Below are 25,268 nucleotides of genomic sequence, written 5' to 3' on the forward strand. Positions count from 1 at the left end.
AATGTTTTATTTTTTTAATTCGTCTTTTGATAGGCTAGCGAGCTCATTATAGTAATCACCAATAACTCGTAATCCTTTATCAAAATTTTCTAGATGGAAATGCTCATTAGGTGCATGGAAGTTTTCTGTAGATAAGCCAAAGCCCATCAACACTACCGGTAGTCCAAGAATTTCATCAAATGCTGCTACGATTGGGATAGATCCGCCGCCGCGTGTATAGGCAGTTGGTACAGCGTATACTTTTTCATAGCTACGTCCTGCTGCTTGAATAGCTGGATGGTCGAAAGGAGTGATGAAAGGTTTACCTTTATCAAATTCAGTTACTGTTACTGTTACGCCAGCTGGTTTATGCTGATCAATATGAGCCTTCAGTTTTTCAACTATTTCATCTGGATCTTGGTCTGGTACTAAGCGACAAGTAATTTTAGCTCCTGCTTCGCTTGGTAAAACCGTTTTAATGCCTTCCCCAGAGAAGCCACCAAATACCCCGTTGATTTCAAGAGTTGGACGAGCCCAAACTCGTTCTAAATGTGTATAACCCTTTTCTCCAAATAACTCATCTACACCTACTTCTTGTTTCAATTCTTCCTCACTGAAACCAAGTGCAGCATATGCTTCACGTTCTTCTTCCAACAAAGGACGAACGTTGTCATAGAAGCCTTCCACTTCAATTGTACCCTCTGCATTACGGAAAGACTCTAGAATGGATACTAAAGCGTGGATAGAGTTTTGCACTCCGCCACCGTAAAGTCCAGAATGCAAGTCTCCTTTAGCGCCTTTTACATCAATTTGAACGCCACATAAACCGCGTAGACCGTAGCATACTGCTGGTTGTCCAGGTCCTTGCATTCCTGTATCAGAAATAACAATGACGTCTGCTGCAAGCTTATCTTTGTTATTTTCAATGTATTCTTCTAGATTAGGGCTTCCAACCTCTTCTTCACCCTCAATTAGGAATTTCACATTAACAGGTAGAGATCCCTCTAATTCTAGAAGCGCTTCAACTGCCTTCACATGCATGAATACTTGTCCTTTATCGTCACTGGCACCACGAGCATATAGCTTATTATCACGTATCTCAGGCTTGAATGGCTCCGATTCCCAAAGGTTTAATGGATCTACAGGCTGGACATCATAATGTCCATAGATCAGCACAGTTGGCTTGTCTTCCGCATGTAACCAGTCAGCGTATACTACAGGATGACCTTTCGTTTCATCAATTACAATATTTTCTAGTCCCGCTTGTTTAAAGGAGTCTGCAAGCCATTCTGCACCTTTTTGCATATCCGCTTTGTGCTCTGATAAGGAAGAAATACTTGGTATGCTAAGGAATTTTTTTAATTCTTCTAAATGCTGTTCTCTTTTTTCTGCAAAATAGTTATCTAAATTAGTTATTTGGCTCATAGATTTATCCTTCTTTCCAAAGATAGTTTAGTAAAAATAGTATATCACAATTTCAAGGTAACTAAATCATTAGAAAAGTTTGTGAAATATAGAGATTAACGAAATAATCTCTATCTAAATTATAAAGGTATTTAGCTTATGTATAAAGAATACTAATAGAAATACGGTTAACTCATATAGAAGATAGGCTATTACAATAAACAAAAATTAAAATTATAGAGGGAGTGGATCGGATGAAGAAATATGTTGAAATTGGTTATCCAATCTATGAAGGGATGCCTGTTTATCCCGGTTTACCAGAAGTTAAATTAGAGCCAAGAGAGCGTTTGGAAAAAGGGGATGACTGGAACGGTAGCGTTCTTAGCATATATCTTCATGCTGGTACCCATGTAGATGCCCCTTATCACCATTTAAATAATGGGAAGGGGATAGATGCTATTCCAATTGAAGACTTCATTTACGAAAATCCACTATTAATTGATTGTCCAGTTGGCACCAATGGTTTTATAACAATTGAGATACTTGAAAAATATGAAAACCTTAAGAATGCAGATATTCTTATTTTTAATACCGGAAACTGGAAACACCGGGGAACTGACTTTGAAAAATATGCTAATAACTTTCCGACTGTCTCACCAGAAGCAGCCGAATATATTCGGACAAAATTGCCGAACTGTAAAGCAGTCGCTATTGATACGCTAAGCATTGAAAACTTAACAGAAGCAAAAGAGAATGGCTATTTCGTACACCATGCTTTCTTAGATCATGAAAGGTACAAAGAACCGACCATGCTTATTTACGAAGACATTAACCCCGAACCTTTAATAGGCAAAAGACTTATTTCTGCCTTCACTGCACCACTACGTATCAAAGACCATGATGCCTCGGTAGTTAATGTCATCGTACAAGTGGAAGAATAGCGATTAGACTTTGATATAGAAGCGATATAAAAGTTAGAAGAGTGACTAGTTAAATTACTAATCTGTTCGGTATAAATCTTTCTTTAAGATCAAATGAATGATATAATAAAAAAACTCAGTATAGAGGTTACCTATTTGTCAGTTGGCAATGGGTAGCCTCTTTCGTGTTTTAAGGGAAGTTGCGGAGGGGAAACATTTTGGAGCTTTACACAAACTTGCGCGCCGGTGAAAAAGGTGCTTACTTATCGATAGTAACTTATATTATCCTAAGTATTTTTAAACTAACAGCAGGATATCTAGGAAATTCAGAAGCCTTAAGGGCCGATGGTCTTAATAATACGACAGATATCATTGCTTCTGTTGCAGTGTTAATCGGGTTACGTATTTCACAGCGACCACCAGATGATGATCACCGATACGGCCACTTTCGTGCCGAAACAATAGCCTCGCTAATTGCTTCCTTTATTATGATATACGTTGGAATCGAGGTATTGATATCTGCGGTAAAGAGTATGACTAATCCTGTGGAAGTAACCCCCGACATACTAACAATCTTTGTCGCCCTAATAAGCGCAGTCATTATGTTTGGCGTCTATAAATATAACTATAATTTGGCTGAAAGAATTAAAAGTACAGCGGTAAAGGCCGCTGCTTATGATAATAGGTCAGATGCTTTTGTAAGTATCGGAACAGCTGTTGGGATTGTAGCCGCAATAATTGGTTTCCCTATTATTGATACGATAACAGCTTTTATCATCGGTATTATAATTATTAAAACTGCAATTGATATATTTAAAGAGGCTGTATATTTATTAACAGATGGATTTGACAGTAAATTTTTAGCTAAAATTCGTGCAGATATAGAAAAAATGCCACAAGTACGTGAAATTACTGAAATTCGAGGCCGTCAGCATGGCGGTATGATGCTAATTGATATAACCATTAGTGTTAACCCAAACTTAAACGTTCGCCGATCGCATGATATTTCTAATAAAATTGAACAACATATACAATCTCTTAACAGTGAGGCCGTTACATTTGTCCACATTGAACCGTATGATCCGAAGGAAATGGTTATTTCGGAAGATGATTATCATTTTTAGCCAGCACAGAACATATAAGTCAAAACCCTTATTTAATAGGGTTTTGACTTTTTTTTAGGCTATGTTAAAGGGTAGGGGTGATTTATAATGCAAAGAAATCTTTAAGTCAGAGAGTAGAATTGATTTCCGCCCCAGCCGGACGCTTTCCGCGGGGTGAGCGATAAGCCATCACCCATCGCTTACGCGCGTGGTTGTGATTTCTTATCTGTCTCACTCATCCCGCTGGAGTCGCCGTCTGGCGCTCCAATTAATAAATAGGAACAGCTTTAGCATCTATAAATCGAATCAATTTACTCGCATAAACAAAGCTGAAAACAACCCCAATTTCATCATCTTTTTATGTTCTTAATAGCGATTTGAAAGTTCCTTTTTTAATGTTTACAGTCACTATAAAAAAGAATTGTTTGTCAAAATCAACCAATAACTTTAATAAAGATTTTTTTATAACGTAAAAATGTATTTCACACCTTGATTGAAAAATATAGTTTATAATGTTATATTGATTAAAAATAAGGAATATTCTGTAATTTATGGAGGAGGATTGAAAAGAGTGTTTAGATTAGCGATTAAAAATCTTTCAAAAAGCTATAAGAAACAAAAAGTACTAGATGATATTAGTTTAACCATCGATTCGCCGGGAATTTGGGCCTTAGTTGGACCAAATGGAGTTGGGAAAACTACTTTCTTAAATGTTCTTACAAATATATTATCAGCTAGTTCAGGAAGCGTAGAATTGGTCGGTAAATCAAATAAAGATTATAGAGTGTTCAAAGAGGTTGCTTATCTACAAGACAATTCCGTGCTGTTCGAATATTTAACAGGCTATGATCACTTAAAATACATATGTGAGGTAAATAAAATAAGTAAAACTCGAATAAATGAAGTGGCTGAATATGTGGGCATGACCAATTATGTAAAAAAGGTAGTGGGTAATTACTCTCTTGGTATGAAGCAGCACCTATTGTTAGCTATGGCTTTGGTGAATAAGCCCAAGCTATTATTACTTGACGAGCCATTAAATGGTTTAGATCCGACAAGTGCCATTCTCATGCGAAAGATATTACTAGAGTTGGCAGAGAAGGGTACGACTATTATTCTTTCCTCCCATAATCTTGCGGAAATAGACCGTGTGACTAAACAAATCCTATTTTTAAAAGACAAAAAAATCCTCCAAGTCAATATGGCAGACCACGAATCCATTACCTATTATCTCACTTTGTCGGATTCTAAAAAGGGGAAGTCCTGTCTTAGAAAAAATGGTTTTTTAGTAAGCGAACAGCAGGATAAACTGATATTTGAGTTAAAAGAGCAGTCCTTATCCACAGTAATAAGCATTCTTCAGGAACACCAAGTAGAAATCTACGACATCGAAAAGGAAATAACGGGTTCAGAAAAACTATATGAAGAATTATTTGGACTGTGAGGAGCTCAATGTGAAAATATTCCTATTTGAGATCAAGAAAATACTCCATGCAAAGGCATTTACCATCTTCATTCTCTTAACTGTGTTATTTATTTGTGGATTATATACTCGGAATGTTCTTCAGCAAGATATAATCATTGCTACTAAGGTACAACAATTCTCCGAACATAGAGGCAATGTGTTTCAGGAAATCGAGCGAAACAGACAGGAACTAGAAACAGCCTCAGATCCAGAAGCGGAGAACAAATTAAACGCTGCCCTAAACTTATATGATGAAATAACTGAACTCATTCAAGCTGTACATGATAAAAAATGGGAAGTAGAACTGGCAACAGAAATTAAAGTCTATCAATCTGCGATCGCTTATCAAGATATGAATGGTGACTTCAGACAGAGTAAGGCAGACATGTTGGATACTATTTTGCTCAATGAAGAGCTGTTAAAGGAAGGACTGCCAAAGGAGGATTTGAACCTTTCCATTCAAACATCCCTCTTTATGAAAAATGTAGTTTCTCTCCTATTAAATCCTTTTGGATTTTTGGTTCTCTTACTGATTCTTGGGACATCCATTACGAGAGAGTTTGAGGAGAAAAACATACAAATGGTTTATGTTTTGCCCATGTCGAGACCCTATTATTTAATGAATAAGTTCATTAGCTTTTTTGTATTAGGTGTATTTTGGATGTCCATTGTGTTTTTGACTTCTTTTTTACTTCCTTATCTCTTTACTGACAACATGGAAAATGGTTTTTCTTTTCCTTTGACTACAACCGAAGGAAATTTTCTTACATCCGGCAATTACCTCCAGGAAGCTTTGTTCTATAGTTTCGTCTATATGATTTTTTGCGTCGCCTTAATCACTCTAACGGGTTTTTTAGTAAGGAATACAATCATAAGTTATTTGCTTATCATCTTTTTACACATCGGGAACTACATCGTATTGGTTAATGGTTTTGTCTATCAGGTAAACCCATTTACATACGGTATGATTGATCTCGCTGTGTTGAATGATAAAACTCAGGTATTTTTTGGAGCAAGTCTCTTATTAGGAGTATCCATCATTTTAATCCTGGTTGCTATATATATGAGTAAAAGGAGAGGAACTTAGATGAGAGGATTTTTATTTGAGTCTAAAAAGGTACTTAAAAAGAAGACGACATTAGTTTCGATTTTTCTCTCCTTTCTAGCTGCAGTTGGTCTTTATATCTTTAACTATGCGGTGGCCGAAGAAGTTCACGAAGGGAATATAACCAGGCTAGAAAGTTATCCTGAGATGTTCACAAATTTTGCAAATGAATTTAGAGCAGAAAAAGACAAGGCCATCGAGGTAGGAGATACCGCCAAAGGGGAAGAGATGGATTCACTCATCAATAGGAGTCTAGAGTCCATTGCCAACTCAGAAAAAATGATAGAAGCCTATGAGCAAGAAAATTGGATGTTCTTACATGAAAAAGATATTGATAGTTTACAGATATTTGTGGAGGATCCAGATACCACATCGTACGGTATTGAGGAACAATTGGTCTCTTATTTTACATTGAGAGCCACTTACGAGGAATTAAAGCTGCTAAAGGATATTGACAGTAAGCCTTTTGTTCAAAATACGACATCTCTGCCTCTTATTGCGACAATCTATGATGATTTTACTGGGACCTCTTTGGAACAGTATCAAATCACAACCAAAAGGTATGGTCAAGAAGGCTTTTCCTTTTTAGTTCAACTTATTCAGCTGTTTTATATTCCTGCAGTTGTATTGATTGGTTGCTTTATTTTTGGGAATAGCATTGCATCAGAAACCACCAAGAAGAAGAGGGGCCTGAATTTCTATAGAGTATTGCCTTATTCTAGAATGAAACTATTTTTCGCAAAATATATTAGTGGATACATGTATCTACTAATCTTTTCTCTCCTTATGTTAGCAATTCCATTAGTTTGTAGCCTCTTCACCAATGGGTTAGGTAGTTTGAAAAATCCAATCCTTGTATATGAAGGCACAAAATCAACCAGTATTTTTGGTGCCTCGTTGAATCCTAGAGAAGACCAATTTCACTTTATAGAATTCCAAGAGTATTTTTGGAAGGTCTTAATATTCTTAATCGTTTTTTCCTTCTTTATATACTCAATCTATTTCTTATTTGCCCTTTTGACCAAAAATGCGAGCCTTTCCATGGTTTTGTCAGGGGCGATTACTTATATTGGGATGAACATTCTTGCTTCTGAATTTAATCCTTTTGTATATACAGATATTCATAAAATCATCACTGGAGAAACTGCTACACTTACATTTAATCCTGGCTTTACTTTTAATACAGGTTTAAATATCCATTTGGTCTTAGGCATTATTCTAACCATTTTAAGTTATGTAACTTTTCGATTCAAAAGACAAGTAACTTGAATAGGAAGCCTTTCATTTGTGTATCTAGGTGCAACTATATATGCATGATTCTCCTTAGCCTTTAATCCCTCTCTATACTAGTAATTTTAAATTACTTAGAAAGGGATTTTTTGGTCATTAATTGGCATGGAAAAATAATTATAGAGTATAATGATAGAGTATTCCTTTTCTTTGTTAAGTCTTACGCTACTTTTTGGAGTTGCGCTAATTTTGTGACAACTTAAATGGCGGTATGCTATATTTATAATTAAAATATATGAACGTGAATAAATAGGAGGATTTTAAATTGTACATAGAATTTGTACTTTTAGCTGTTTCCATCGTAGCTTCCTTTTTCCTTTCTGGAAGTGAAACAGCCTTAATGACAGTAAATAGGACAAAGGTCCAGCTGAAAGCAGAGCAAGGGGAGGTTGCTGCAGTTAAATTACTTGCCCAGCTAATGAAGCCGGACCGAATGATCATAACGATTCTTATTGGTAACACGGTAGCTAATACATCTATGACGTTATTAGCTATATTAATAGCAGATCACTATGATTGGCATATTGGTTGGTCCGTTGTAGTTGTGGCAGCATTTATAATATTATTTTGTGAGGTATTGCCGAAAACAATTGCAGCAACATTTTCTGAAACGATTGTTTACATAGTAGCACCATTGATACGTTTCTTAGTCGCAATTCTTCGTCCTATTACTATCTTGATTTCAGAGTTTACAAATATGCTCATCAGAATAGGATCTAATGGGGCAGTAAAAGAAACAATGATTACGAAGGAAGAGTTGCTTTCCATGGTAGATCTTGCTTCAAGTGATGGTACATTTGAGGTAGAGGAGTCGGAGAGAATTAGAGGAATTCTTGACTTTCCAAATAAGGATGTCTCGGATGTTCTTTGTACACATAGAACAGATGTGGTAGGTATCCCAATAGAAGCTACTTACGAAGAAGTAAGAGATATCATTTTAGAACACTCATATACGCGCTATCCTATATATGAAGAGAGCTTAGACACGATTGTTGGGATGTTCTATTCGAGAATGCTAATAGAATGGTCAATAGAACCGTCACTTACGCTAGAGGAAATTGTTGATAAAGAACCATTGTTTGTCGTGCAAACATTAAGTGTAGAAAAAGTATTTAAGTTGATGCTCAACAAGAAAAAGCATATGGCCATCGTTTTAGATGAATACGGTGGTACGCTTGGTATTGTTACGCATGAAGATTTAATAGAAGAAATGATTGGTCAAGAAATTGAGGATGAAACGGATGAGGATGAAGAAATCCTACTGTTTGAACAATCGCAAAACCATCTGGTATGCTCTGGACGTTTTGAAATTGAAGACCTAAATGAAATGTTCGAGCTTTCTATTGAAACGGAAAATGATACAATAGGTGGTCTCGTTTTAGAACAACTCGGTCATGTACCAGAAGAAAATGAAAAGTTCCGTTTTGAAAACCTGTATATAGAAATAAACGAAATGGATCGCAATAGAATTGTACGAGTAACGATTACAAAGGATTCAGAGGAAGATACTACCGAAACACAAGAGGATTAAATTCTCTTGTGTTTTTTTATATGTATATTGGATTTATGGTCGGGTGATGGCTTATCTCTCAACCTACGAAAAAGCGCTTCACAGAGCGGAAAACCATTATGTTTCTTACTTTGAAAAGTATTTAAAATAGTACCTTTCTATGTTTCTTACACGTTTGTAATTTTTCTGAAAGAGAATCCGATGGAGGGTAAGGTTAGGATTTGGCATTATATAGTTATAAGAAAAGCCAACCGGAGGATATTAAAAATGCAAATTACAATTGAGAATATATATGAAGAATATAACCGTTACATATACTACCTATGTCTGAAACTGACTAAAAATCCTGTAGAAGCAGAAGATTTAATGCAAGAGGTATGGATGAAAGTTGTAAGGTACGAGTCTTATATGAAGGAAGTAGACCACGTAAAAGCATGGTTAACAACTATTTGTATGAATACATTCCGCGACCGTTACCGTAAGCAAGTAAGACGCAGTAAATACGTTGCAAATCAACCTGATCAGTTAGATATTTCATTGCTGGACCTCATTGCTTCAGACGTTTTATCAGTAGAGGAGCAGCTAGAAAAAGAAGACGTCTGTGAAATTGTCCGCACTAAGATTTCTGAACTAGATGCTATTTATCAAAAGACTGTCATGTATTTCTATGTACATCAATTTTCACTAAATGAAATTGCAGAGGTTATGAAAGTGTCTATAGGAACTGTAAAATCTCGCTTATTCCGAGCAAAACAACGTCTAAAAGAAATGATTATGAATGACGATCTAGCAAAAGAATCATTAGCTTTTGCGTAAAATATGTATAAATAAGGACGTGAAATCTTGATGAAGGTTTCACGTTTTAGTATTTTTTAGTTAGGCAATAAATTCAATTGAATGAAATCGATGACAAAAGCGGCGATTATTATGAACTTTTTATTTGTGCCAATTGTAGCAGTAGGCTGCGACTCCAATGGGAAGAATGATAAGACACGTACGTTATATTTATAAAAAGGCAAAGAGCTTGGAATAGCAAATCCAAGGCGTTTTTCTATTTTAATTAGTCTTTGTTAGTAGATTGGGAAGTATAAACATTTTGCTCAACGGGATAATTGCTAGCTTCAATTTTAATCCTTGATATTACTTCTTCTTCATTAAGCTCAGTAGGTTCAACGCTATAGCGCAGCTGATCGATGAGCTCACTTACTTCATACCACTCCATCAAATCGTCCGGATAATCTAAATCAGATGCAATAATCCGATACATCATGTAAGCTAAATCAAATATCGCAGAATGACTATTAGCCTCTAGTATTTTAGCTGCTAAATAACCTAAATAATCTCTTGTACATGTTTCAAGGGTTGGTGCTTGTATTGATAACTCTTGTAAAGCCCTTTTGAAATAAACTTCCACTTCGAAAATACTCTCATTATATGAGATGGAAGAAAGTATATTTACGGATGGTGATGATATATCGTTTGCTAATAAGTTATGGGACCAATTCACATAGTCCTTAGTGGTCACAGTTCTTTTTTGTATTTTATAAAATAGAGCATTGGTTTTCACTGTATCAATCTCCTTAAATAATCTCTTTTATAACTTTATACACGATGAACAAAAAATTTTCTATGCAATATGCTATAGAAATAGCTGTTAGTGTTTTGCTTTGAGATATGCTATTATTGTAAAAAAATAGAGGGGTAAGACACTATGAATTATATAATCCAATTGTTCAGCTACATGCCGAGCTTGTAGGGTGCGCTATTGCCATTCCTTGAAGCACCTTGCAAGCTCGGGTTTCTCAAGGGAGCTGATACAATATGAAAAATCGTTCGAAATCTTACACTCGCCATCAGCGAGAGCGAGCCATTCAAAAAAAGATAGGAATCGTAAGAAACGTTTTTAATGGGGACGACAACGGAGTAAAATATACGCCCGTAAGAGGTAAGTTTAACAAAGGCAAGGTTCATTGTTCTTGTTGGATGTGCCGTTATGAGCAACATCTTGGGGTTCCAAAAGCCAAATATCAAGCAAAATGGCATGCTATGAAAAAAGAGATAGACTTAGAGTTAACTGTCGATATGGGAGATAACTAACGTTTCCAGTCAAAAGAATATGCAAAAAAGCTGATCGCGATACTTCTCACGATCAGCTTTTTAATGTTTATCAGGTTAAAGTTTTACTCTTCAATAATTTCTTTCCCTTTAGAGAACCATTCTTCAACGTTCCAAACCTTTGTCGCTAAGCCCTCATAAAATTCAGGCTCATGGCTGACAAGAACAATTGTGCCTTTGAATTCCTTCATTGCACGTTTCAACTCTTCTTTTGCATGAATATCTAAATGGTTAGTTGGCTCATCGAAAATTAGCCAATTACTTTCTTCCATCATTAGCTTACATAAACGAACCTTCGCTTGCTCACCACCACTTAAACTGGAAAGAGGGCGAGTAATGTGTTCACTTTTAAGTCCGGTGCGTGCCAATGCTGCTCGAACCTGGCTTTGCTCCATGCTTGGATACGTTTCCCACACAGACTCAATTGGTGTAATGTTGCCAGCTTTTACTTCTTGTTCAAAGTAAGAAGGGAATAAGAAATCGCCGCGAATCACTTTACCACCGATTGGAGGGATTTTACCTAGCATTGTTTTTAGCAAAGTAGATTTACCAATTCCGTTCATCCCAACAAGAGCAATTTTTTCCCCACGCTCAATCGTAAACGTTAAAGGGGGAAGAAGCGCCTTGTCGTAACCGATCTCTAAATGCTCCGCTTCAATTACATAACGCCCAGAGCTACGAGACTCCTTAAAGCCAAACTCAGGCTTTGCAGCAGTTTCCGGACGATCAATACGCTCAATTCGATCCAATTGTTTTTGACGAGATTTAGCTCGTCCAGTTGTAGAGTAGCGTGCTTTGTTCTTAGCGATGAATTCCTCTTGTTTTTTGATGAAATCCTGTTGTTTTTCATAAGCGTCAAGATGCTGTCTTTTATTTAGCTCAGCAAGCTCTAAGAATTTTTCATAGGAAGCAGTGTAGCGTGTAAGCTTCGAAAATTCTAAATGGAAGATGACATCTACAATTCCATTCATGAATTCTGTGTCATGAGAAATTAATAAGAATGCATGTGGATAGTTTTTAAGATAGTTGGATAACCAATTTACATGCTCTTCATCTAAATAGTTAGTAGGCTCATCTAGTAAAAGTACTTTTGGCTTTTCCAATAAAAGCTTAGCAAGTAAAACCTTTGTACGCTGACCACCTGATAGTGCTTCAACTGGACGATCTAAACCAATTGCATCTAAACCAAGTCCTCTAGCAACCTCTTCGATCTTCATATCTAGTGAATAGAAGTCTCCAGCATCCAATGCATCTTGAATTTCTGCCATTTGTTCGAGTAACACTTCAAGCTCTTCAGGTGTAGCATCACCCATTTTTCCAATAATCTCGTTAAGCTCTTCTTCCTTTTTATATAGGGGCAAGAAGGCATCACGAAGTGTATCAAACATGGAACGGCCTGGCTGTAAGCGTGTATGCTGGTCTAAATATCCATAATGAGTACCTGGAAGCCATTCTACTCGACCTTCGTCATATATAATCTCTCCCGTTAAAATGCTCATCAATGTTGATTTTCCAACACCATTTGCCCCAACTAGTCCTACGTGTTCGCCCTCAACTAAGCGAAATGAAACCTCTTTAAATAATGTACGATCACCGAATGTATGTCCTAAATTTACTACGTTTAACATATGATTTTTTCCTCCAAAAAGAAAGCTCGCAAAACTGATAAAACGATTATTTTCTCTGTATCTTTGCTTAAAAAAACATCGCAAAGACATTTTCTTCTGCATATGTTCTGCAGAAATGCAGGCAGGTCAAGTCACCATGCTTCAGCCTTTCCAGGGGATAGGCGTCCATCTGTTAACTATGTCCTGTCTGCAAACAGAAAAAATACGTTTTACAGTTCAGCGAGCTGTTTGTTTAGTTTAGCAAGGTCTTCTTCCATTTGTGCTAGTCTACGCTCAGCATTCTCGACTTGAGTAGGATGTCCATTTGATTCAAGCTTTTCCATGTCACCTTGTAATCGAATATAGTCCATTTTTAACTCAGCAATTTGTGTCTGCAGCTGTTGTTTTGTCATGTATGTTCACCTTCAGCTTTTTGCTTCATTGTAGCACAAAAATTAACTTAATGCGCAATTTCTTCTTCCTCTTTTTTGGAGACTATCAATTGTTCTATGAGTTCCACTACATCTGTAAGGTGATTGCTAAAATCTAGTTGCTTTTGTTTATATTTGTAGGCATTTTTGCGATTCTCGTGAAGAATGATTTCCATTATTGCATTTTGCAAGTAGGACTGTTTTATCTTTCTTCCGAGTCCCAGATTTGTAAAACCATGCTTCTCAGTAGGAAAACCGTAGTTAACCTCTTCCTCATGCGCACATAGTACGATACAAGGTACCTGGAATTGTGAAACTAAATAAGGCACATAGGATCCCGAGCTAATCACGATATCGCTTAATGGAATATAAATTTCCGGTTCATTCGTTTTAATAATGCCGATAGATTTCCTTGTGAGAGCGAAACGTTTTAGCTCCGTTACATCATGCTTATATTGATCATTCACAAGTACACTGATACGCAATGGAATATGGAGCTGCACTAGATGCCTAAGTGTTCGGTACGTTAAGTTTTCGGGATCCTCATGAGGAAAAGCGACAACTATATGCGGAGGCAAGTCCGGCATGTTATTATTTTTATAAACGATCTTGTGTACGGGAATGTAGCCAGTTGGCCCATATACATAATTCTCCTTGGAAATTTCTTTAGGAGTTTCATAGAGTGCCTGAAAGACAATATCAGCGAGTAATCCGCCATCTCCATGATCATCAAAATGAACCAGGCATCGGTTATCCTTTTTTAATCTTTTAATAAGATCTTTTTCAGAATTACCACTATCATGAATGATACAATCCGGCTGGAAGGAGTCCATTTCTGCTACTAATTGAGCATTTGTTTTATACAAGAAAGGTTTAATCTGCTTTTTTTCTAAGTAGTAAATGAGGCTTGTATTAGAAGAAGGAACAAAAACTTTATTTTCCTTCATCTTCATTGCAGAAAGAAGGCTATTTGCACGATCGGCAGGATACAATCCACGATGAGGCAGCGTGTTTAATAAATAAGCAAGTTTCAAATTTCATCATCTTCCTTTCAGACATATTCCTTCTATTGTATGGGGACGGGCAACGGGATATGACAATTTGGCTAGGAAAGTGATTACTACATTTAAGAGGAGGTATAAAAGTGATTAAAAGAACAGCTATAGTAGTTGGAGCGACGGGCTTTACAGGTCAATTTTTAATAAAGCAGCTCTGTGAGAGTGATGAATATACAGCAATTTCAATTATTGCTAGAAGGAAACCCGATTTTAATCATCCAAAGCTTGACGTAAGGGTAAAGGATTTTGAGCAACTGGAGGAAAAGGATCTAGAAATTGCAGATGACTTGTTTTGTTGCTTAGGGACTACGATAAAAAAAGCTAAGTCGAAAGAAAATTTTCAAAAAGTGGATTTTGAGTACCCTCTACAAATTGCTTCCCTCGCAAAAAAGAGAGGCATCCCTAATTTCCATGTTATTTCTGCGGTTGGTTCAAACAAAAAGTCTCCTTTTTTCTATAGTCAGGTAAAGGGCAAACTAGAGGAAGAGTTAATAGCATTAAACATGCCGAGTCTCTCCATTTTTAGGCCATCGCTAATAATCGGTGGGAGAGAGGAGTTTAGATTAGGTGAACGTCTATCCGAAGGTTTATTTAAAGTGTTAAATCCAGTGCTGGCGGGTCCCTTTAAAAAGATGAGGGCAGTCGAAGGACACCAGCTCGCCTTTGCTATGTATCATTACGCCCTTCATGGTCAGAAGAATAAGGTGAATATTTATCAAAATATAGATATTTTAAATGCTAAACAAATCGAAGTGAAGGAAGAGCAGCCCATTTCTAGAGAAGAGCTTTTTAATTGGGAGAAAAGAGAAGGCATTTTTGTAGATAAGGAAAAAGAGGATTAGGTAAGGAAGTTGCTATTGTCGTTCATGCAAGAAGTGCATATACTGCATTAAACTAGGTAATCCCGTATTTAGAGAAAGAAAACTGGGTGTAGCCCAGAAGGGAGCTTTTTCAGTCAAAAGGATGAACTTCATCAAACAGGAACTTTTCTACTAAAATGGAGCTATTTTTTTGATATAATAAGAACGGAAAAAGGAGGTTCTGTTAAGGTGAAAATTCTATTGGTGGACGGAACAATTATCGGAACAAAAACAGGTGTATTATTAGAACAAGTGAAAGAATATATAGAAGAAATCAATAAAGACTATACATTGGAAATCATCAAGCTTTCTAATTATGAGCATCAATTTGTGGACGGGCGACCATTTCAACAATATAACGATGACATGAAGCTATTGGTTAGTAAATTTGATCAAGCAGACGGGTTTATTTTTGCGACGCCTATTTTTCAAGGATCTATTCCAGGCGTATTAAAAAATACCTTCGACTTCTTGCATCCAAAATCAATGCGTTACAAGCCGGTTTCCATCGTAGCCAATGGAGGTACATTCCAGCATCATCTAGTGGTAGAAAACCAGTTAAAGCCAATTCTAGATTATTTTAAATGCTTAGTTACACCAAACTACGTGTACACGCAAACGAGCCACTTTGATGAAAACAATAAAATCATTGATAAAGATGTTCATGCTCGTTTGAAGGAGCTTGCACGCGTGTTTGTTCTATATGCAGACATGAGCCACAGCCTAACAAAAGAGGCAACGATTCGTATAAATTAATTGCTTTCCCTATACTCTAGTAATCGGGAAGACAGACCCTAGACTGTAAACAATCTTTCAAAGTTGTTTATAGTCTTTTTTATACTCATTTTCATTTACCTACTCAGTTAATTTTCAGAAAAAAATAATGTTTTCGATGAACTTTTTCTGTGTTCGTGTGTCTAATGTATAGAAGAAAGCTAAAAAGGGGTGTCCATGTGGAGGAGTTAGAAATTGCAAAAAAAGCTATACAAAGAGATGAGCAGGCTTTTTTGCAATTAATGCAGGAGCATAAAGCCGCTCTTTACCGAACGGCATATGCATTTTTGAAAAGTGAGCATGAGGCAGTGGAGGCAATGCAGGAGGTCACCTTTCGTGCCTATCAAAAAATACATACAGTAAAGGAACCAAAATATATAAAAACATGGTTAATCAGAATTATGATCAATTACTGTCAGACTCAGCTAAAGAAAAATAAAAGATTCATATCTACTGATGCCCTTCAAGTGCAAGTATATGACGAGAACAGCTCTTATTTGGAAATAGAGGAAGCAATTTCTTCACTGTCAGAGAAAGAGCAGCAACTAATTTATATGAAGTACTATCAAGAATCTAAGATTAAGGAAATTGCAGTATTAGAGAATATTCCTGAAGGAACAGTGAAGTCTCGGCTTCATAAAGCACTCAAATCATTAAGGAGTTTTTTATCAGAGAAAGGAGGAGCAGACCATGTTTGAAAAAGAGGAAGAAATGATAAGCAAATCGAAGAAACGATTAGAGGAAATATCTATACCTGAGGAATCCGTAAACCATGCGATTCAACATGGTCTATTAATAGCAAAAGCAAAAAGGCGGAACCGCAGAAAAACAATATGGACTATTGGAGTGGCAGTTATCCTCATGCTTACTTTTACAACTTCTATACGGGTTTCTCCTACATTTGCAACTGCAGTAGCTTCCATTCCTGGGCTGGAACGATTTGTCGAAATACTTCAGCCAGAGTTTGATAAAGGTTTAGAAGCCATCATTGATCAGGAATATTATGAGCCAGTTGGTATTAGTCAAACGAAGAATAATATTACTTTCACGTTAGATGGAGTAATTATAGACGAGACTGGAGCGGAAATCTTCTATACGCTCGAGGCACCAAGGTCGATAAAAAATATAGAATATACCGATATAAAATTTTTGAATGGTGATAAAGAATTAATCGGTTCAATAGGCTACAATTCTCCCAACCAAGAAGAAGATAATCGAAAAGTAGACAAATTTAGTTTTACCTTTAGTGACATAGAGAAATTTGATACAAAAAATTTTACCATTAAGTTTGAAATAGAAGAAGGAGCAGACAATACAAACTTTGAAATTCCATTTACGATTAAAAATGAGTTAATGAGCGGTAAAGTATACGTGGTAAATAAGGAAGTAGTAATAGACAAGCAAAAAGTCTTAATAAAAGAAATAAAAATTTACCCACTTCGAGTAGCCCTTACGATGCGCTTTGACGAAGGCAACGATATGGTATTTCTCCAATTTGAGGACTTACGACTGGAGGATGAAAAGGGGGAAGAATGGAGCTCTATAAGAAATGGTGCCTCTGGCTTTGGGGGAGTCGGAGACATAGAGAAGACTTACTTTTTACAAAGTAACTATTTTAAAGAGCCAAAGGAGCTATATTTAAAGTTTGATAAGGTGCAGGCACTACCGAAAGAGGAGAGCTATCTGTTAGTAGACTTTAATAAAAAGGTAATATTAGAACAACCTTCTTTTGAAAAAATAGAAGTTACGAAAATTCTATCCGGAGGTTTGGAGCTGAGATATAAACCGATTAAAGAAAACCATATGTATTCTTTGTTCTCACAGGGAGAGAACGCGAAGGGTGAAGATATAGATATACCGTTGGATCGAAGCTGGCAGGACGAAGAATACCAATATGCTGACATTCAGTTGGAAGGGAATATGTTAAACCCAATAAAGCTGCCGTTTTATGCTTATCCGAATTATTTAGAGGGCACAGCATCCATCAGGATAAAGTGAGAGTAGAGGCGAGAATGATGATTTATCAACATTCTCGCCTTTAGTTATGTGACAGCAATTTGAAAGCACCTATTTACTATCTCCACTGAACCCTTTATAGTAATATTATTTGATTCGTTCGTAGTGGAGGGTTTTTATGATTTCAACTGTATCAGCAATAATTATTTTTATCATTACTCTCGCATTGGTTATTTTACAGCCTAGAAATTTGTCCATCGGTTGGTCTGCATGCGGGGGAGCGTTAGTAGCCCTTCTAGTTGGAGTAGTTGATTTACAGGATGTGCTCGATGTGACAAGTATCGTATGGAATGCGACCCTTGCGTTTATAGGAATCATTATTATTTCCTTAATTTTAGATGAGATAGGATTTTTTGAGTGGTCTGCACTCCATGTGGCGAGAGCTGCAAAGGGAAATGGAGTAAGAATGTTTATCTTTGTAACAATTTTAGGTGCTGTAGTTTCCGCCTTGTTTGCCAATGATGGAGCTGCACTAATTTTAACTCCAATTGTTCTAGCGATGGTACGCAACTTGAACTTCAATGAAAAAATGGTTTTTCCGTTTATCATGGCGAGCGGATTTATCGCAGATACTACCTCACTTCCATTTGTCATAAGTAATCTAGTCAACATTGTATCTGCTGACTTTTTCGGAATTGGATTTGTAGAATATGCATCCAGAATGATTGTGCCTAACTTATTTTCATTGGTAGCAAGTATCATCGTGCTTTATTTATTCTTCCGAAAAAGTATTCCCAAAAATTATAACACTGCTGATTTGAAGCGTCCGATGGAAGCAGTAAAAGATGTGAAAATGTTCAAGCTATCTTGGTATGTATTAGCGATCTTGCTGATAGGCTACTTCTCTAGCGAATTTATTGGAGTACCTGTTTCCTTTGTAGTGGGAGTTATTTCGATCTTCTTCTTAATTATGGCTAGAAGAAGCCCTTCAATTGAAACCGGTAAAATTATTAAGGGAGCACCTTGGAATATTGTTTTCTTTTCAATTGGAATGTACGTCGTTGTTTATGGACTACAAAACGTCGGGATGACTTCGATCTTAGCGGATGTAATCCAGTCAGCAGCAGACCAGGGTCTTTTCGTTGGAACAATATCGATGGGCTTTATAGCAGCTATACTTTCTTCAGTAATGAATAATCTTCCGACAGTTATGATTGATGCATTAGCCATTGCGGAAACATCCACAACTGGAATTATGCGTGAAGCTCTTATTTATGCTAACGTTATAGGATCCGATCTTGGACCAAAAATTACTCCGATTGGGTCGCTTGCCACATTAATATGGCTGCATGTGCTCTCCAGAAAAGGAGTTAAAGTTTCCTGGGGCACATACTTTAAAGTAGGAATCGTTCTTACTGTACCAACCCTTTTTATAACACTGGTAGGTCTCTATATTTGGCTACTAATTTTTTTATATGGAGTGTTACGAGGTTTATCACCGTTGACCAGAATTTATTACCGTTCAGAAAGATTTATCACCACTTAAAGATGTTTTCCCAACTCCTAGTCATACATGATTTAGTTTGAGTTCCCTTGGTCATTCGGAAACCAATTGAGTATATTGGAAAAAGAATAGAGATACTCGTTTAGCTCATCAGGAGGGGTAGAGAAATGGTTGCTATGCCATTCCACTAAAATGCCCATAATGGCGTTGGCCTGGTAACTAACAAAATACTCCATTTGTTCATCTGGAAGGTAGTCGAAGGAATTCATCGTCATTTCCTTCATCATTTTTCGGATCGCGTGAAATAACTTGTAATAGTATTTAACTGGATTGGCTTCATCAAAAATGATTTGGTAAAATCCTTCATACCTTTTCACATGATGAAAGATAATGATCATATCTGATTTTAAATTTTGGATATTAAAATCAGTTTGATAGTAAGGTTCCTCGTAAGATTTTCTTAAATCATCAATAATTTCCTCGAAGTAACTTTCAAATACACCATGCACATTTTGATAGTGAAGATAGAAGGTACCTCTATTAATTTTAGCTAAACGACATAGCTCGGAAATGTTGATAGACTCTAACGGTTTTATTTTTAAAAGTGCTAGTAGGGCATTCCTTAAACTTTCCTGAGTTTTTATAACACGTAAATCTGTTTTCATTTATTTTCCTCCAAAAGATATTGAACAATATTTTAAAAGTTGTTCTATAATGCACAATATTTAGTTTTGTGTTGTTTGTAGGAAATTGCTAACTCAAGTATAATTTTAAATGAACAGGTGTACAATAAAATATCCTTGAAGGAGGCAAAATTTAATGAAATTACAAGACAAAGTAGCTATCGTAACTGGAGCAGCATCAGGTATGGGTAAAGCAATCGCAGAAGGCTATGCAGCAGAAGGCGCAAAAGTTGTCGTATCTGATATGAATTTAGAGGGAGCGAAAGCGGTTGCAGAAGCAATCACTGCTAATGGCGGGACTGCATTTGCTATCGATACAAATGTAACAAAAGATGATGATCTTGCTCGTCTGTTTGACGAAACGGTTAAAACGTATGGCAAGTTAGACATTTTAGTAAATAACGCTGGAATTATGGATGGCATGGAGCCAGTAAATGAAATTTCAGATGCACGCTGGGATATGGTATTTGCGGTAAATACTACAGCAACGATGAAAACAATGCGTATTGCAACTGACCTTTTCTTAAAACAAGGAAGCGGTGTAATTGTAAACAACATTTCTGCTGGTGGTCTTTATGGAGGACGTGCTGGGGCAGCGTATACAGCTTCTAAGCATGCAGTTGTTGGCTTAACGAAAAACACAGCATTCATGTTTGCTGACAAAGGAATCCGTTGTAACGGAATTGCACCAGGTGCAGTAATAACAAATATCTCTTCCACTATGAACAACGTGAGCCCATACGGAGCTGGAAAACAACAGCTAGGCATGCCATTAAACCCACGTGCTGGACAACCGGAAGAAATTGCGAAGCTTGCTATTTTCTTAGGCTCTGAAGATGCTAGCTTCATCAACGGTGTAGTAGTAACAGCTGATGGCGGTTGGACTACTTACTAACAGGTAAAACATTCTCGACCACTGAGGTTACTTTTAACTTCAGTGGTTTTTTGTATTTGTATATAGGATGAAACCTTTGGCTGCATGTTCTCGTATAAAAGATATAACTCATAGGTAAGGCAGCTTAAAATAGCTCCAATTTAAAATGGCGATAAGAACAGAAATCCCTTACAGTTGTAGGAGTTATATCCAATTGTTAAACTATAATATAAAAACTAATAAGGGAGAGTGTGTAATGGAAATATTAAGAAGATTCCGTGACATTATGTCGAGTAACATCAATGCTTTATTGGATAAGGCAGAGGATCCAGAAAAAATGATTGACCAATACTTACGCGACCTAAATAGAGATCTTGGTAAAGTAAAATCCGAAACAGCAACAATTATGGCTGCTGAAAAACGTGCGACACGCGAGCTAGAGGAGTGTCAAAAAGATATAGCAAATATGCAAAAGTATGCAATAAAGGCATTAGAAGCTGGTAATGAAGAGGATGCAAGGAAATTCCTAAGTAAAAAGGCAGAATACACGGCGAAGGAAACCGATTTAAAAACGGCAAAAGAATTAGCCTCCGCGAATACGGTCCAAATGAGACAAATGCACGATAAGCTAGTAGATGATATTGGTGAACTGGAATCTAGAAGATCCATTCTTAAAGGAAAAGCTTCTGTAGCCAAGACTCAGAAGAGGGTTAACGAATTTGCGACTTCCGTGGGAGGGGCAACTCGTTCCATGTCTGCATTTGATAAAATGGAAGCTAGAATAAACCAAGAGCTAGATGAAGCAAATGCAATGGCTGAGCTAAACAAAGGCACAGGTGAAAACATTGAGGATCTTGCTTCTAAATACGATACAGATTCAAATGTGGAAAACGAACTTTCTGCACTGAAGGCTCAATTAAACGTAGATGATGAGCTGGCAGCTTTAAAGGAACAGCTACAAACGAAAGAAGAATAGAGTAGACACAATAAATAGGCTGTGGCATACGCTACAGCCTATTTAAAAAACAGTACGAAAAGGCGAGGAGCGAAAAGATGGTTATCCATTATAAATGTCCAAACTGTGGATCCGATATGGAATTTGACAGCACTTCAGGTATGTTGTCCTGTAACAGCTGTGGTAGAAAGGATAACATAGAGGACTTCTCAGATGAGTATATTACGACGACATTTGAGGAGGACGAAGCGAAGCAATACAATTGCAATAACTGTGGAGCTGTCATCATCACGGAGGCAGATACAACAGCCACTAGCTGCAGTTTTTGTGGAGCGGCTGTAGTATTAGGGGACAGATTGTCCGGTGATCTTGCTCCTGCTAAGGTTATTCCCTTTACCATTAATAAGGAACAGGCGATGGAAGCATTTCGTAAATGGTGTAAGAACGGTCGGCTAACACCAGCTGGATTTATGACTGCAGACAGAGTAAAAGGGATCACTGGAATCTATGTGCCCTTTTGGCTGTATGATTTAGATACAAAGGCAAAAGTCGATGCAGTTGGTACAAAGGTGAGAACCTATACAAGAGGAGACTATATTTATACAGAAACTAAGTTCTATGATGTATATCGAGATTTAGATCTTAGGTATGTAAAGGTGCCTGTGGATGCATCCGAAAAGCTGGACGATGAGCTAATGGATAAGCTGGAGCCGTATGACTACAGTAATTTAAAGGATTTTAAAACTCCTTATTTAGCAGGCTATATAGCGGAGAAATACAACTATACAGACCAGGAACTATTCTCTAGAGTTAAAACGAAGGTACAGCCCTACATAGACAATTACATTAGTTCTACAGTCGCTGGTTACTCCTCTGTTCAATATAAAAATAAACAAATTAATACAAATAAGAAAACGGCACACTATGTCCTTTTACCAGTTTGGATGGTTTATTATGATTTTGGCAATAAAGAGCATATTTTTGCTATGAATGGCCAGACAGGAAAAGTAGTAGGAAAGCCACCACTTAGTATGGGCAAGGTTGCTGGCTGGTTTAGTGGTATAGCTGCCGCGTCCTTTATTATACTGAAGGGTATTTCCTTTGCAGTTGGTGGTGTTCTATGGTGAAAAAGTATTCTATTTTATTCATTGCACTATTCCTATTATTGCTTCCTATAGGACTAACTGAGGCAGCCGACACAAAGCAACGCGTTTTTGATGAGGCAGGTGTGTTGTCTGCGAGTGAAGTGGAAGCACTGGAGAAACTGTCATCCGAATATAGCGAGAAAAACGAAACAGATTTTGTATTTCTTACTACTGATGGAGCAGATGATAAGGGTTTAGATACTTACGTAGAAGACTTTGCAGATCGTACAGGAATTGGCTATGGTAAACACAATGGCAGTGCTGCCATAGTAGGAATAGATATGGTCAACAGAGATGTTGTATTAAGGGGCTTCGATAAAGCTAAAGAATACCTTGATGATCAAAGAATGGACCTGCTCAGAGATAAAATTACGCCTGCGTTAGCTGCAGGAAGCTATTACGATGCATTTAGTGATTTTATCCTTACTGCGGATAAATATATGGAATATAATCCTGGGGTAAATCCTGAAAGTATCCTTTTCAAATGGTGGTTCCAGCTTGGAGCTTCTCTATCTCTTGGCGGTATAATTGTTGGTATGATGGCATTTAACTCGGGAGGTAGGGTAACAGTAAATAGTAGAACCTACTTTGAAGAAAATAATTCAAGAATAAACAGTAAGCGTGATGTTTTCGTCAATCAAACAGTTTCCAAAGTAAAGAAGCCTACGAACAATAATAATGGTGGAGGAAGCAGTGGTGGCGGAGTTACAAGTGGTGGTAGATCATTTAGCGGAAGCAGCGGCAAATTTTAACGGTTAAAGCTTACTTAGTCATGAAAGGAATGAGGATATGTCTTTTTTTAGAAATCAATTTTCAGATGTGGTGGAATGGCGAGAATTCAGAGAAGATATGATTTTTTGGAAGTGGAGCAATGAAGAGATTAAGAAAGGTAGTAAGCTAATCATTCGACCTGGACAGGACGCTGTATTTTTCAATGGAGGACGCATCGAAGGAGTCTTTGAGGACGACGGCGAATATGATATTGAGTCTCAAATCATACCGTTTCTTTCTACGTTAAAAGGATTTAGATTTGGATTTAACAGTGGGATGCGCGTGGAGGTTCTTTTCGTCAATACGAAGGAATTTACTGTAAAATGGGGAACACAGAATCCAATTAATATTCCAACGCCTCAGATGCCAGGAGGAATGCCGATTCGAGCTAACGGAACATTCAACTTTAAAGTAAATGACTACATGGCTCTGATCGACAAGATTGCTGGCGTTCGCACAAGCTATCTAGTAGAGGATATTAAAATTCGTATTACCTCTGTTTTAGATCAGCTATTAATGAAATGGATTAGCAAAGAAGGCAAGGATATGTTCAACCTTCAAGCTAATGCCTCAGATATAGCTAGCGGTATTAAAGACGATTTAGACATGCAAATCATGGATATGGGGATGAAAATCACTGGCTTCCATATTATGAGCTTCAATTATCCTAAGGAGATTCAAGATATGATTACCAAAAATGCTTCTCATGGCATGATTGGAGATCTCTCTAAATATCAGCAGGTTTCTGTTACAGATGCAATGGCCTCTGGAAAGCTTTCTGGATCAGGCGCAGCTTCAGATATGGCAGGAATGATGATGGGTATGAACATGGCAAATGAAATGATGAAAAACATGAACCAAAGTAACCCTAGCCAAGGTCAAAGTCAGTCTTCATCACAAAATAACCAATCGAGCAGTGGAAACTCAAGCAATGGTCAAATTCCAAATTTCTGTCCAAACTGTGGACAAAAAACAACAGGTGCCAACTTCTGTCCGAACTGTGGACAAAAGCTAGTTTAATCAAAAGGGATAATCAACCTGTGTAGGGTAGATTATCCCTTTATTGTGGATTAGTTATAATATAGGGATTGGGGAGAAACTCGTGGAAAATGTAAAGGTGGTTTATGTACTTCTTTTTAATGAAAGTGGTAAGCAGGTTTTAATGGTAAAAAACACAGGAGACCATGGCTCTTACTATACGCTGCCAGGAGGAAGAGTAGAAAAAGGAGAAACTCTAAAGGAAGCAGCAATTAGAGAGGCTAAAGAGGAGACAGGACTAGACATAGAGATTGATGGGATTATTTCTGTAAATGAAGCGTTTTTTGAAGATATAAAACACCATACACTTTTTATCACCTTTAAAGGGAAACTTATAGGAGGAGAGATTACTCTTTCCCGTCCAGACGAGATTGAGGAAATTGTATGGATGGACGTTGCTTCAGCTGAAAAGATTATACATATACCTAAGGAGTTAGAAGGGTTATTGATTAAACAGTCTACGGTACCATATTTTAATAGAGGTAAGGTAACTCATAAATACTGAAAATATATAAATAGTGTGGATTATAGTAGATTTTCTTCCATCCATATTCTAAGGGACCCAAAATGAATTAGACAAACGTCGATCACGATATGATACCGGTGATAAATCTCGATGAGCGGTGATAAAACTGCGCGAACGGTGATAAGTCTCGCTAAGCGGTGATAAAACTGCTACGAACGGTGATAAAACCAAGTAACGTAAGAGTAAAGTGTGTTC

The 25,268-nt window shown here is 37.1% G+C and carries 25 protein-coding genes; 19 read left to right on the forward strand and 6 right to left on the reverse strand.

Annotation, left to right across the window (positions count from 1 at the left end):
* Positions 1-6 precede the first annotated feature (6 nt).
* Entirely contained in the window at positions 7-1,404 is a 1,398-nt protein-coding gene (locus NSQ95_RS02630) for a dipeptidase (protein ID WP_340885649.1), read from the reverse strand.
* 233 nt (positions 1,405-1,637) lie between these two features.
* Between NSQ95_RS02630 and NSQ95_RS02635 the strand changes: the two genes are divergently transcribed.
* The 7 genes from NSQ95_RS02635 to NSQ95_RS02665 all read left to right on the forward strand — a co-directional run bounded on the left by NSQ95_RS02635 (position 1,638) and on the right by NSQ95_RS02665 (position 9,592).
* Positions 1,638-2,324: a cyclase family protein gene (locus tag NSQ95_RS02635; RefSeq protein ID WP_342560202.1), complete on the forward strand. Its 687-nt coding sequence runs from the start codon at positions 1,638-1,640 to the stop codon at positions 2,322-2,324.
* Between the two features lie 197 nt (positions 2,325-2,521).
* Positions 2,522-3,427: a cation diffusion facilitator family transporter gene (locus NSQ95_RS02640; RefSeq protein ID WP_342560203.1), complete on the forward strand. Its 906-nt coding sequence runs from the start codon at positions 2,522-2,524 to the stop codon at positions 3,425-3,427.
* Between the two features lie 550 nt (positions 3,428-3,977).
* The gene (locus NSQ95_RS02645; RefSeq protein WP_340885640.1) at positions 3,978-4,850 is read left to right on the forward strand and encodes an ABC transporter ATP-binding protein; all 873 of its coding nucleotides are present in this window, start codon (positions 3,978-3,980) and stop codon (positions 4,848-4,850) included.
* 10 nt (positions 4,851-4,860) lie between these two features.
* On the forward strand, positions 4,861-5,958 hold the full coding sequence (locus NSQ95_RS02650) for an ABC transporter permease subunit (RefSeq protein ID WP_342560204.1): 1,098 nt from the start codon (positions 4,861-4,863) through the stop codon (positions 5,956-5,958).
* Positions 5,959-7,245, forward strand: a complete 1,287-nt coding sequence (locus tag NSQ95_RS02655) for an ABC transporter permease (protein WP_342560205.1) — start codon at positions 5,959-5,961, stop codon at positions 7,243-7,245. It abuts the gene before it with no gap.
* 286 nt (positions 7,246-7,531) lie between these two features.
* Complete coding sequence (locus tag NSQ95_RS02660) at positions 7,532-8,797, forward strand: CNNM domain-containing protein (RefSeq protein ID WP_285841663.1); 1,266 nt, start codon at positions 7,532-7,534, stop codon at positions 8,795-8,797.
* A 246-nt stretch (positions 8,798-9,043) separates the two neighbouring features.
* Complete coding sequence (locus NSQ95_RS02665) at positions 9,044-9,592, forward strand: RNA polymerase sigma factor (protein ID WP_169360847.1); 549 nt, start codon at positions 9,044-9,046, stop codon at positions 9,590-9,592.
* Between the two features lie 244 nt (positions 9,593-9,836).
* Here NSQ95_RS02665 and NSQ95_RS02670 read toward each other — a convergent pair whose 3' ends face one another.
* On the reverse strand, positions 9,837-10,343 hold the full coding sequence (locus NSQ95_RS02670; protein ID WP_298473672.1) for a hypothetical protein: 507 nt from the start codon (positions 10,341-10,343) through the stop codon (positions 9,837-9,839).
* A gap of 254 nt (positions 10,344-10,597) precedes the next feature.
* Between NSQ95_RS02670 and NSQ95_RS02675 the strand changes: the two genes are divergently transcribed.
* The gene (locus NSQ95_RS02675; protein WP_342560206.1) at positions 10,598-10,873 is read left to right on the forward strand and encodes a hypothetical protein; all 276 of its coding nucleotides are present in this window, start codon (positions 10,598-10,600) and stop codon (positions 10,871-10,873) included.
* An 83-nt stretch (positions 10,874-10,956) separates the two neighbouring features.
* On the opposite strand, the gene NSQ95_RS02680 is transcribed toward NSQ95_RS02675, so the two are convergent.
* From NSQ95_RS02680 to NSQ95_RS02690, 3 genes are all read right to left on the reverse strand, one after another.
* Positions 10,957-12,519, reverse strand: a complete 1,563-nt coding sequence (locus NSQ95_RS02680) for an ABC-F family ATP-binding cassette domain-containing protein (protein WP_342560207.1) — start codon at positions 12,517-12,519, stop codon at positions 10,957-10,959.
* A 209-nt stretch (positions 12,520-12,728) separates the two neighbouring features.
* Positions 12,729-12,911: an SE1832 family protein gene (locus tag NSQ95_RS02685; protein WP_169360851.1), complete on the reverse strand. Its 183-nt coding sequence runs from the start codon at positions 12,909-12,911 to the stop codon at positions 12,729-12,731.
* 47 nt (positions 12,912-12,958) lie between these two features.
* Complete coding sequence (locus tag NSQ95_RS02690) at positions 12,959-13,963, reverse strand: hypothetical protein (RefSeq protein WP_342560208.1); 1,005 nt, start codon at positions 13,961-13,963, stop codon at positions 12,959-12,961.
* Between the two features lie 110 nt (positions 13,964-14,073).
* On the opposite strand from NSQ95_RS02690, the gene NSQ95_RS02695 reads away from it, so the two are divergent.
* From NSQ95_RS02695 to NSQ95_RS02715, 5 genes are all read left to right on the forward strand, one after another.
* A complete protein-coding gene (locus NSQ95_RS02695) occupies positions 14,074-14,829 on the forward strand; it encodes an oxidoreductase (protein ID WP_342560209.1) in 756 nt (251 codons plus the stop codon).
* 207 nt (positions 14,830-15,036) lie between these two features.
* Positions 15,037-15,603 carry an NADPH-dependent FMN reductase gene (locus NSQ95_RS02700; protein ID WP_342560210.1) on the forward strand — a complete coding sequence of 189 codons (567 nt, stop codon included), beginning with the start codon at positions 15,037-15,039 and terminating at the stop codon, positions 15,601-15,603.
* Positions 15,604-15,800: 197 nt separating this feature from the next.
* Complete coding sequence (locus NSQ95_RS02705; protein ID WP_342560211.1) at positions 15,801-16,319, forward strand: sigma-70 family RNA polymerase sigma factor; 519 nt, start codon at positions 15,801-15,803, stop codon at positions 16,317-16,319.
* Positions 16,312-17,619, forward strand: a complete 1,308-nt coding sequence (locus NSQ95_RS02710) for a DUF4179 domain-containing protein (protein WP_342560212.1) — start codon at positions 16,312-16,314, stop codon at positions 17,617-17,619. Before NSQ95_RS02705 ends, NSQ95_RS02710 begins: the two co-directional genes overlap by 8 nt.
* Before the next feature lie 136 nt (positions 17,620-17,755).
* Positions 17,756-19,123 (forward strand): arsenic transporter, encoded by a 1,368-nt coding sequence (locus NSQ95_RS02715; RefSeq protein ID WP_342560213.1) that lies wholly within the window; start codon positions 17,756-17,758, stop codon positions 19,121-19,123.
* 32 nt (positions 19,124-19,155) lie between these two features.
* On the opposite strand, the gene NSQ95_RS02720 is transcribed toward NSQ95_RS02715, so the two are convergent.
* A complete protein-coding gene (locus NSQ95_RS02720) occupies positions 19,156-19,746 on the reverse strand; it encodes a TetR-like C-terminal domain-containing protein (protein ID WP_340885610.1) in 591 nt (196 codons plus the stop codon).
* Positions 19,747-19,900: 154 nt separating this feature from the next.
* On the opposite strand from NSQ95_RS02720, the gene NSQ95_RS02725 reads away from it, so the two are divergent.
* The 6 genes from NSQ95_RS02725 to NSQ95_RS02750 all read left to right on the forward strand — a co-directional run bounded on the left by NSQ95_RS02725 (position 19,901) and on the right by NSQ95_RS02750 (position 25,052).
* Positions 19,901-20,659, forward strand: a complete 759-nt coding sequence (locus NSQ95_RS02725) for an SDR family oxidoreductase (RefSeq protein WP_340885607.1) — start codon at positions 19,901-19,903, stop codon at positions 20,657-20,659.
* Positions 20,660-20,894: 235 nt separating this feature from the next.
* Positions 20,895-21,614, forward strand: a complete 720-nt coding sequence (locus NSQ95_RS02730) for a PspA/IM30 family protein (RefSeq protein WP_342560214.1) — start codon at positions 20,895-20,897, stop codon at positions 21,612-21,614.
* Between the two features lie 77 nt (positions 21,615-21,691).
* Complete coding sequence (locus tag NSQ95_RS02735) at positions 21,692-22,720, forward strand: TFIIB-type zinc ribbon-containing protein (protein ID WP_340885602.1); 1,029 nt, start codon at positions 21,692-21,694, stop codon at positions 22,718-22,720.
* The gene (locus NSQ95_RS02740) at positions 22,714-23,490 is read left to right on the forward strand and encodes a TPM domain-containing protein (protein ID WP_342560215.1); all 777 of its coding nucleotides are present in this window, start codon (positions 22,714-22,716) and stop codon (positions 23,488-23,490) included. The genes NSQ95_RS02735 and NSQ95_RS02740 overlap by 7 nt, the downstream gene beginning before the upstream one ends.
* Positions 23,491-23,527: 37 nt before the next feature.
* The gene (locus NSQ95_RS02745; protein WP_342560216.1) at positions 23,528-24,529 is read left to right on the forward strand and encodes an SPFH domain-containing protein; all 1,002 of its coding nucleotides are present in this window, start codon (positions 23,528-23,530) and stop codon (positions 24,527-24,529) included.
* An 82-nt stretch (positions 24,530-24,611) separates the two neighbouring features.
* Positions 24,612-25,052 carry an NUDIX hydrolase gene (locus NSQ95_RS02750; protein ID WP_340885596.1) on the forward strand — a complete coding sequence of 147 codons (441 nt, stop codon included), beginning with the start codon at positions 24,612-24,614 and terminating at the stop codon, positions 25,050-25,052.
* Positions 25,053-25,268 lie beyond the last annotated feature (216 nt).

This window comes from Psychrobacillus sp. FSL W7-1457 (assembly GCF_038593405.1).
In the GTDB taxonomy this organism is placed as follows: Bacteria; Bacillota; Bacilli; order Bacillales_A; family Planococcaceae; genus Psychrobacillus.

Excerpts from the sequence above, each read along its gene's own strand:
- NSQ95_RS02715 (WP_342560213.1), top strand. The coding sequence starts at position 17,756 with ATGATTTCAACTGTATCAGCAATAATTATTTTTATCATTACTCTCGCA.
- NSQ95_RS02730 (WP_342560214.1), top strand. The coding sequence starts at position 20,895 with ATGGAAATATTAAGAAGATTCCGTGACATTATGTCGAGTAACATCAAT.
- NSQ95_RS02630 (WP_340885649.1), bottom strand. The coding sequence starts at position 1,404 with ATGAGCCAAATAACTAATTTAGATAACTATTTTGCAGAAAAAAGAGAA.
- NSQ95_RS02655 (WP_342560205.1), top strand. The coding sequence starts at position 5,959 with ATGAGAGGATTTTTATTTGAGTCTAAAAAGGTACTTAAAAAGAAGACG.
- NSQ95_RS02710 (WP_342560212.1), top strand. The coding sequence starts at position 16,312 with ATGTTTGAAAAAGAGGAAGAAATGATAAGCAAATCGAAGAAACGATTA.
- NSQ95_RS02685 (WP_169360851.1), bottom strand. The coding sequence starts at position 12,911 with ATGACAAAACAACAGCTGCAGACACAAATTGCTGAGTTAAAAATGGAC.
- NSQ95_RS02675 (WP_342560206.1), top strand. The coding sequence starts at position 10,598 with ATGAAAAATCGTTCGAAATCTTACACTCGCCATCAGCGAGAGCGAGCC.
- NSQ95_RS02735 (WP_340885602.1), top strand. The coding sequence starts at position 21,692 with ATGGTTATCCATTATAAATGTCCAAACTGTGGATCCGATATGGAATTT.
- NSQ95_RS02745 (WP_342560216.1), top strand. The coding sequence starts at position 23,528 with ATGTCTTTTTTTAGAAATCAATTTTCAGATGTGGTGGAATGGCGAGAA.
- NSQ95_RS02740 (WP_342560215.1), top strand. The coding sequence starts at position 22,714 with ATGGTGAAAAAGTATTCTATTTTATTCATTGCACTATTCCTATTATTG.
- NSQ95_RS02665 (WP_169360847.1), top strand. The coding sequence starts at position 9,044 with ATGCAAATTACAATTGAGAATATATATGAAGAATATAACCGTTACATA.
- NSQ95_RS02635 (WP_342560202.1), top strand. The coding sequence starts at position 1,638 with ATGAAGAAATATGTTGAAATTGGTTATCCAATCTATGAAGGGATGCCT.
- NSQ95_RS02720 (WP_340885610.1), bottom strand. The coding sequence starts at position 19,746 with ATGAAAACAGATTTACGTGTTATAAAAACTCAGGAAAGTTTAAGGAAT.
- NSQ95_RS02725 (WP_340885607.1), top strand. The coding sequence starts at position 19,901 with ATGAAATTACAAGACAAAGTAGCTATCGTAACTGGAGCAGCATCAGGT.
- NSQ95_RS02680 (WP_342560207.1), bottom strand. The coding sequence starts at position 12,519 with ATGTTAAACGTAGTAAATTTAGGACATACATTCGGTGATCGTACATTA.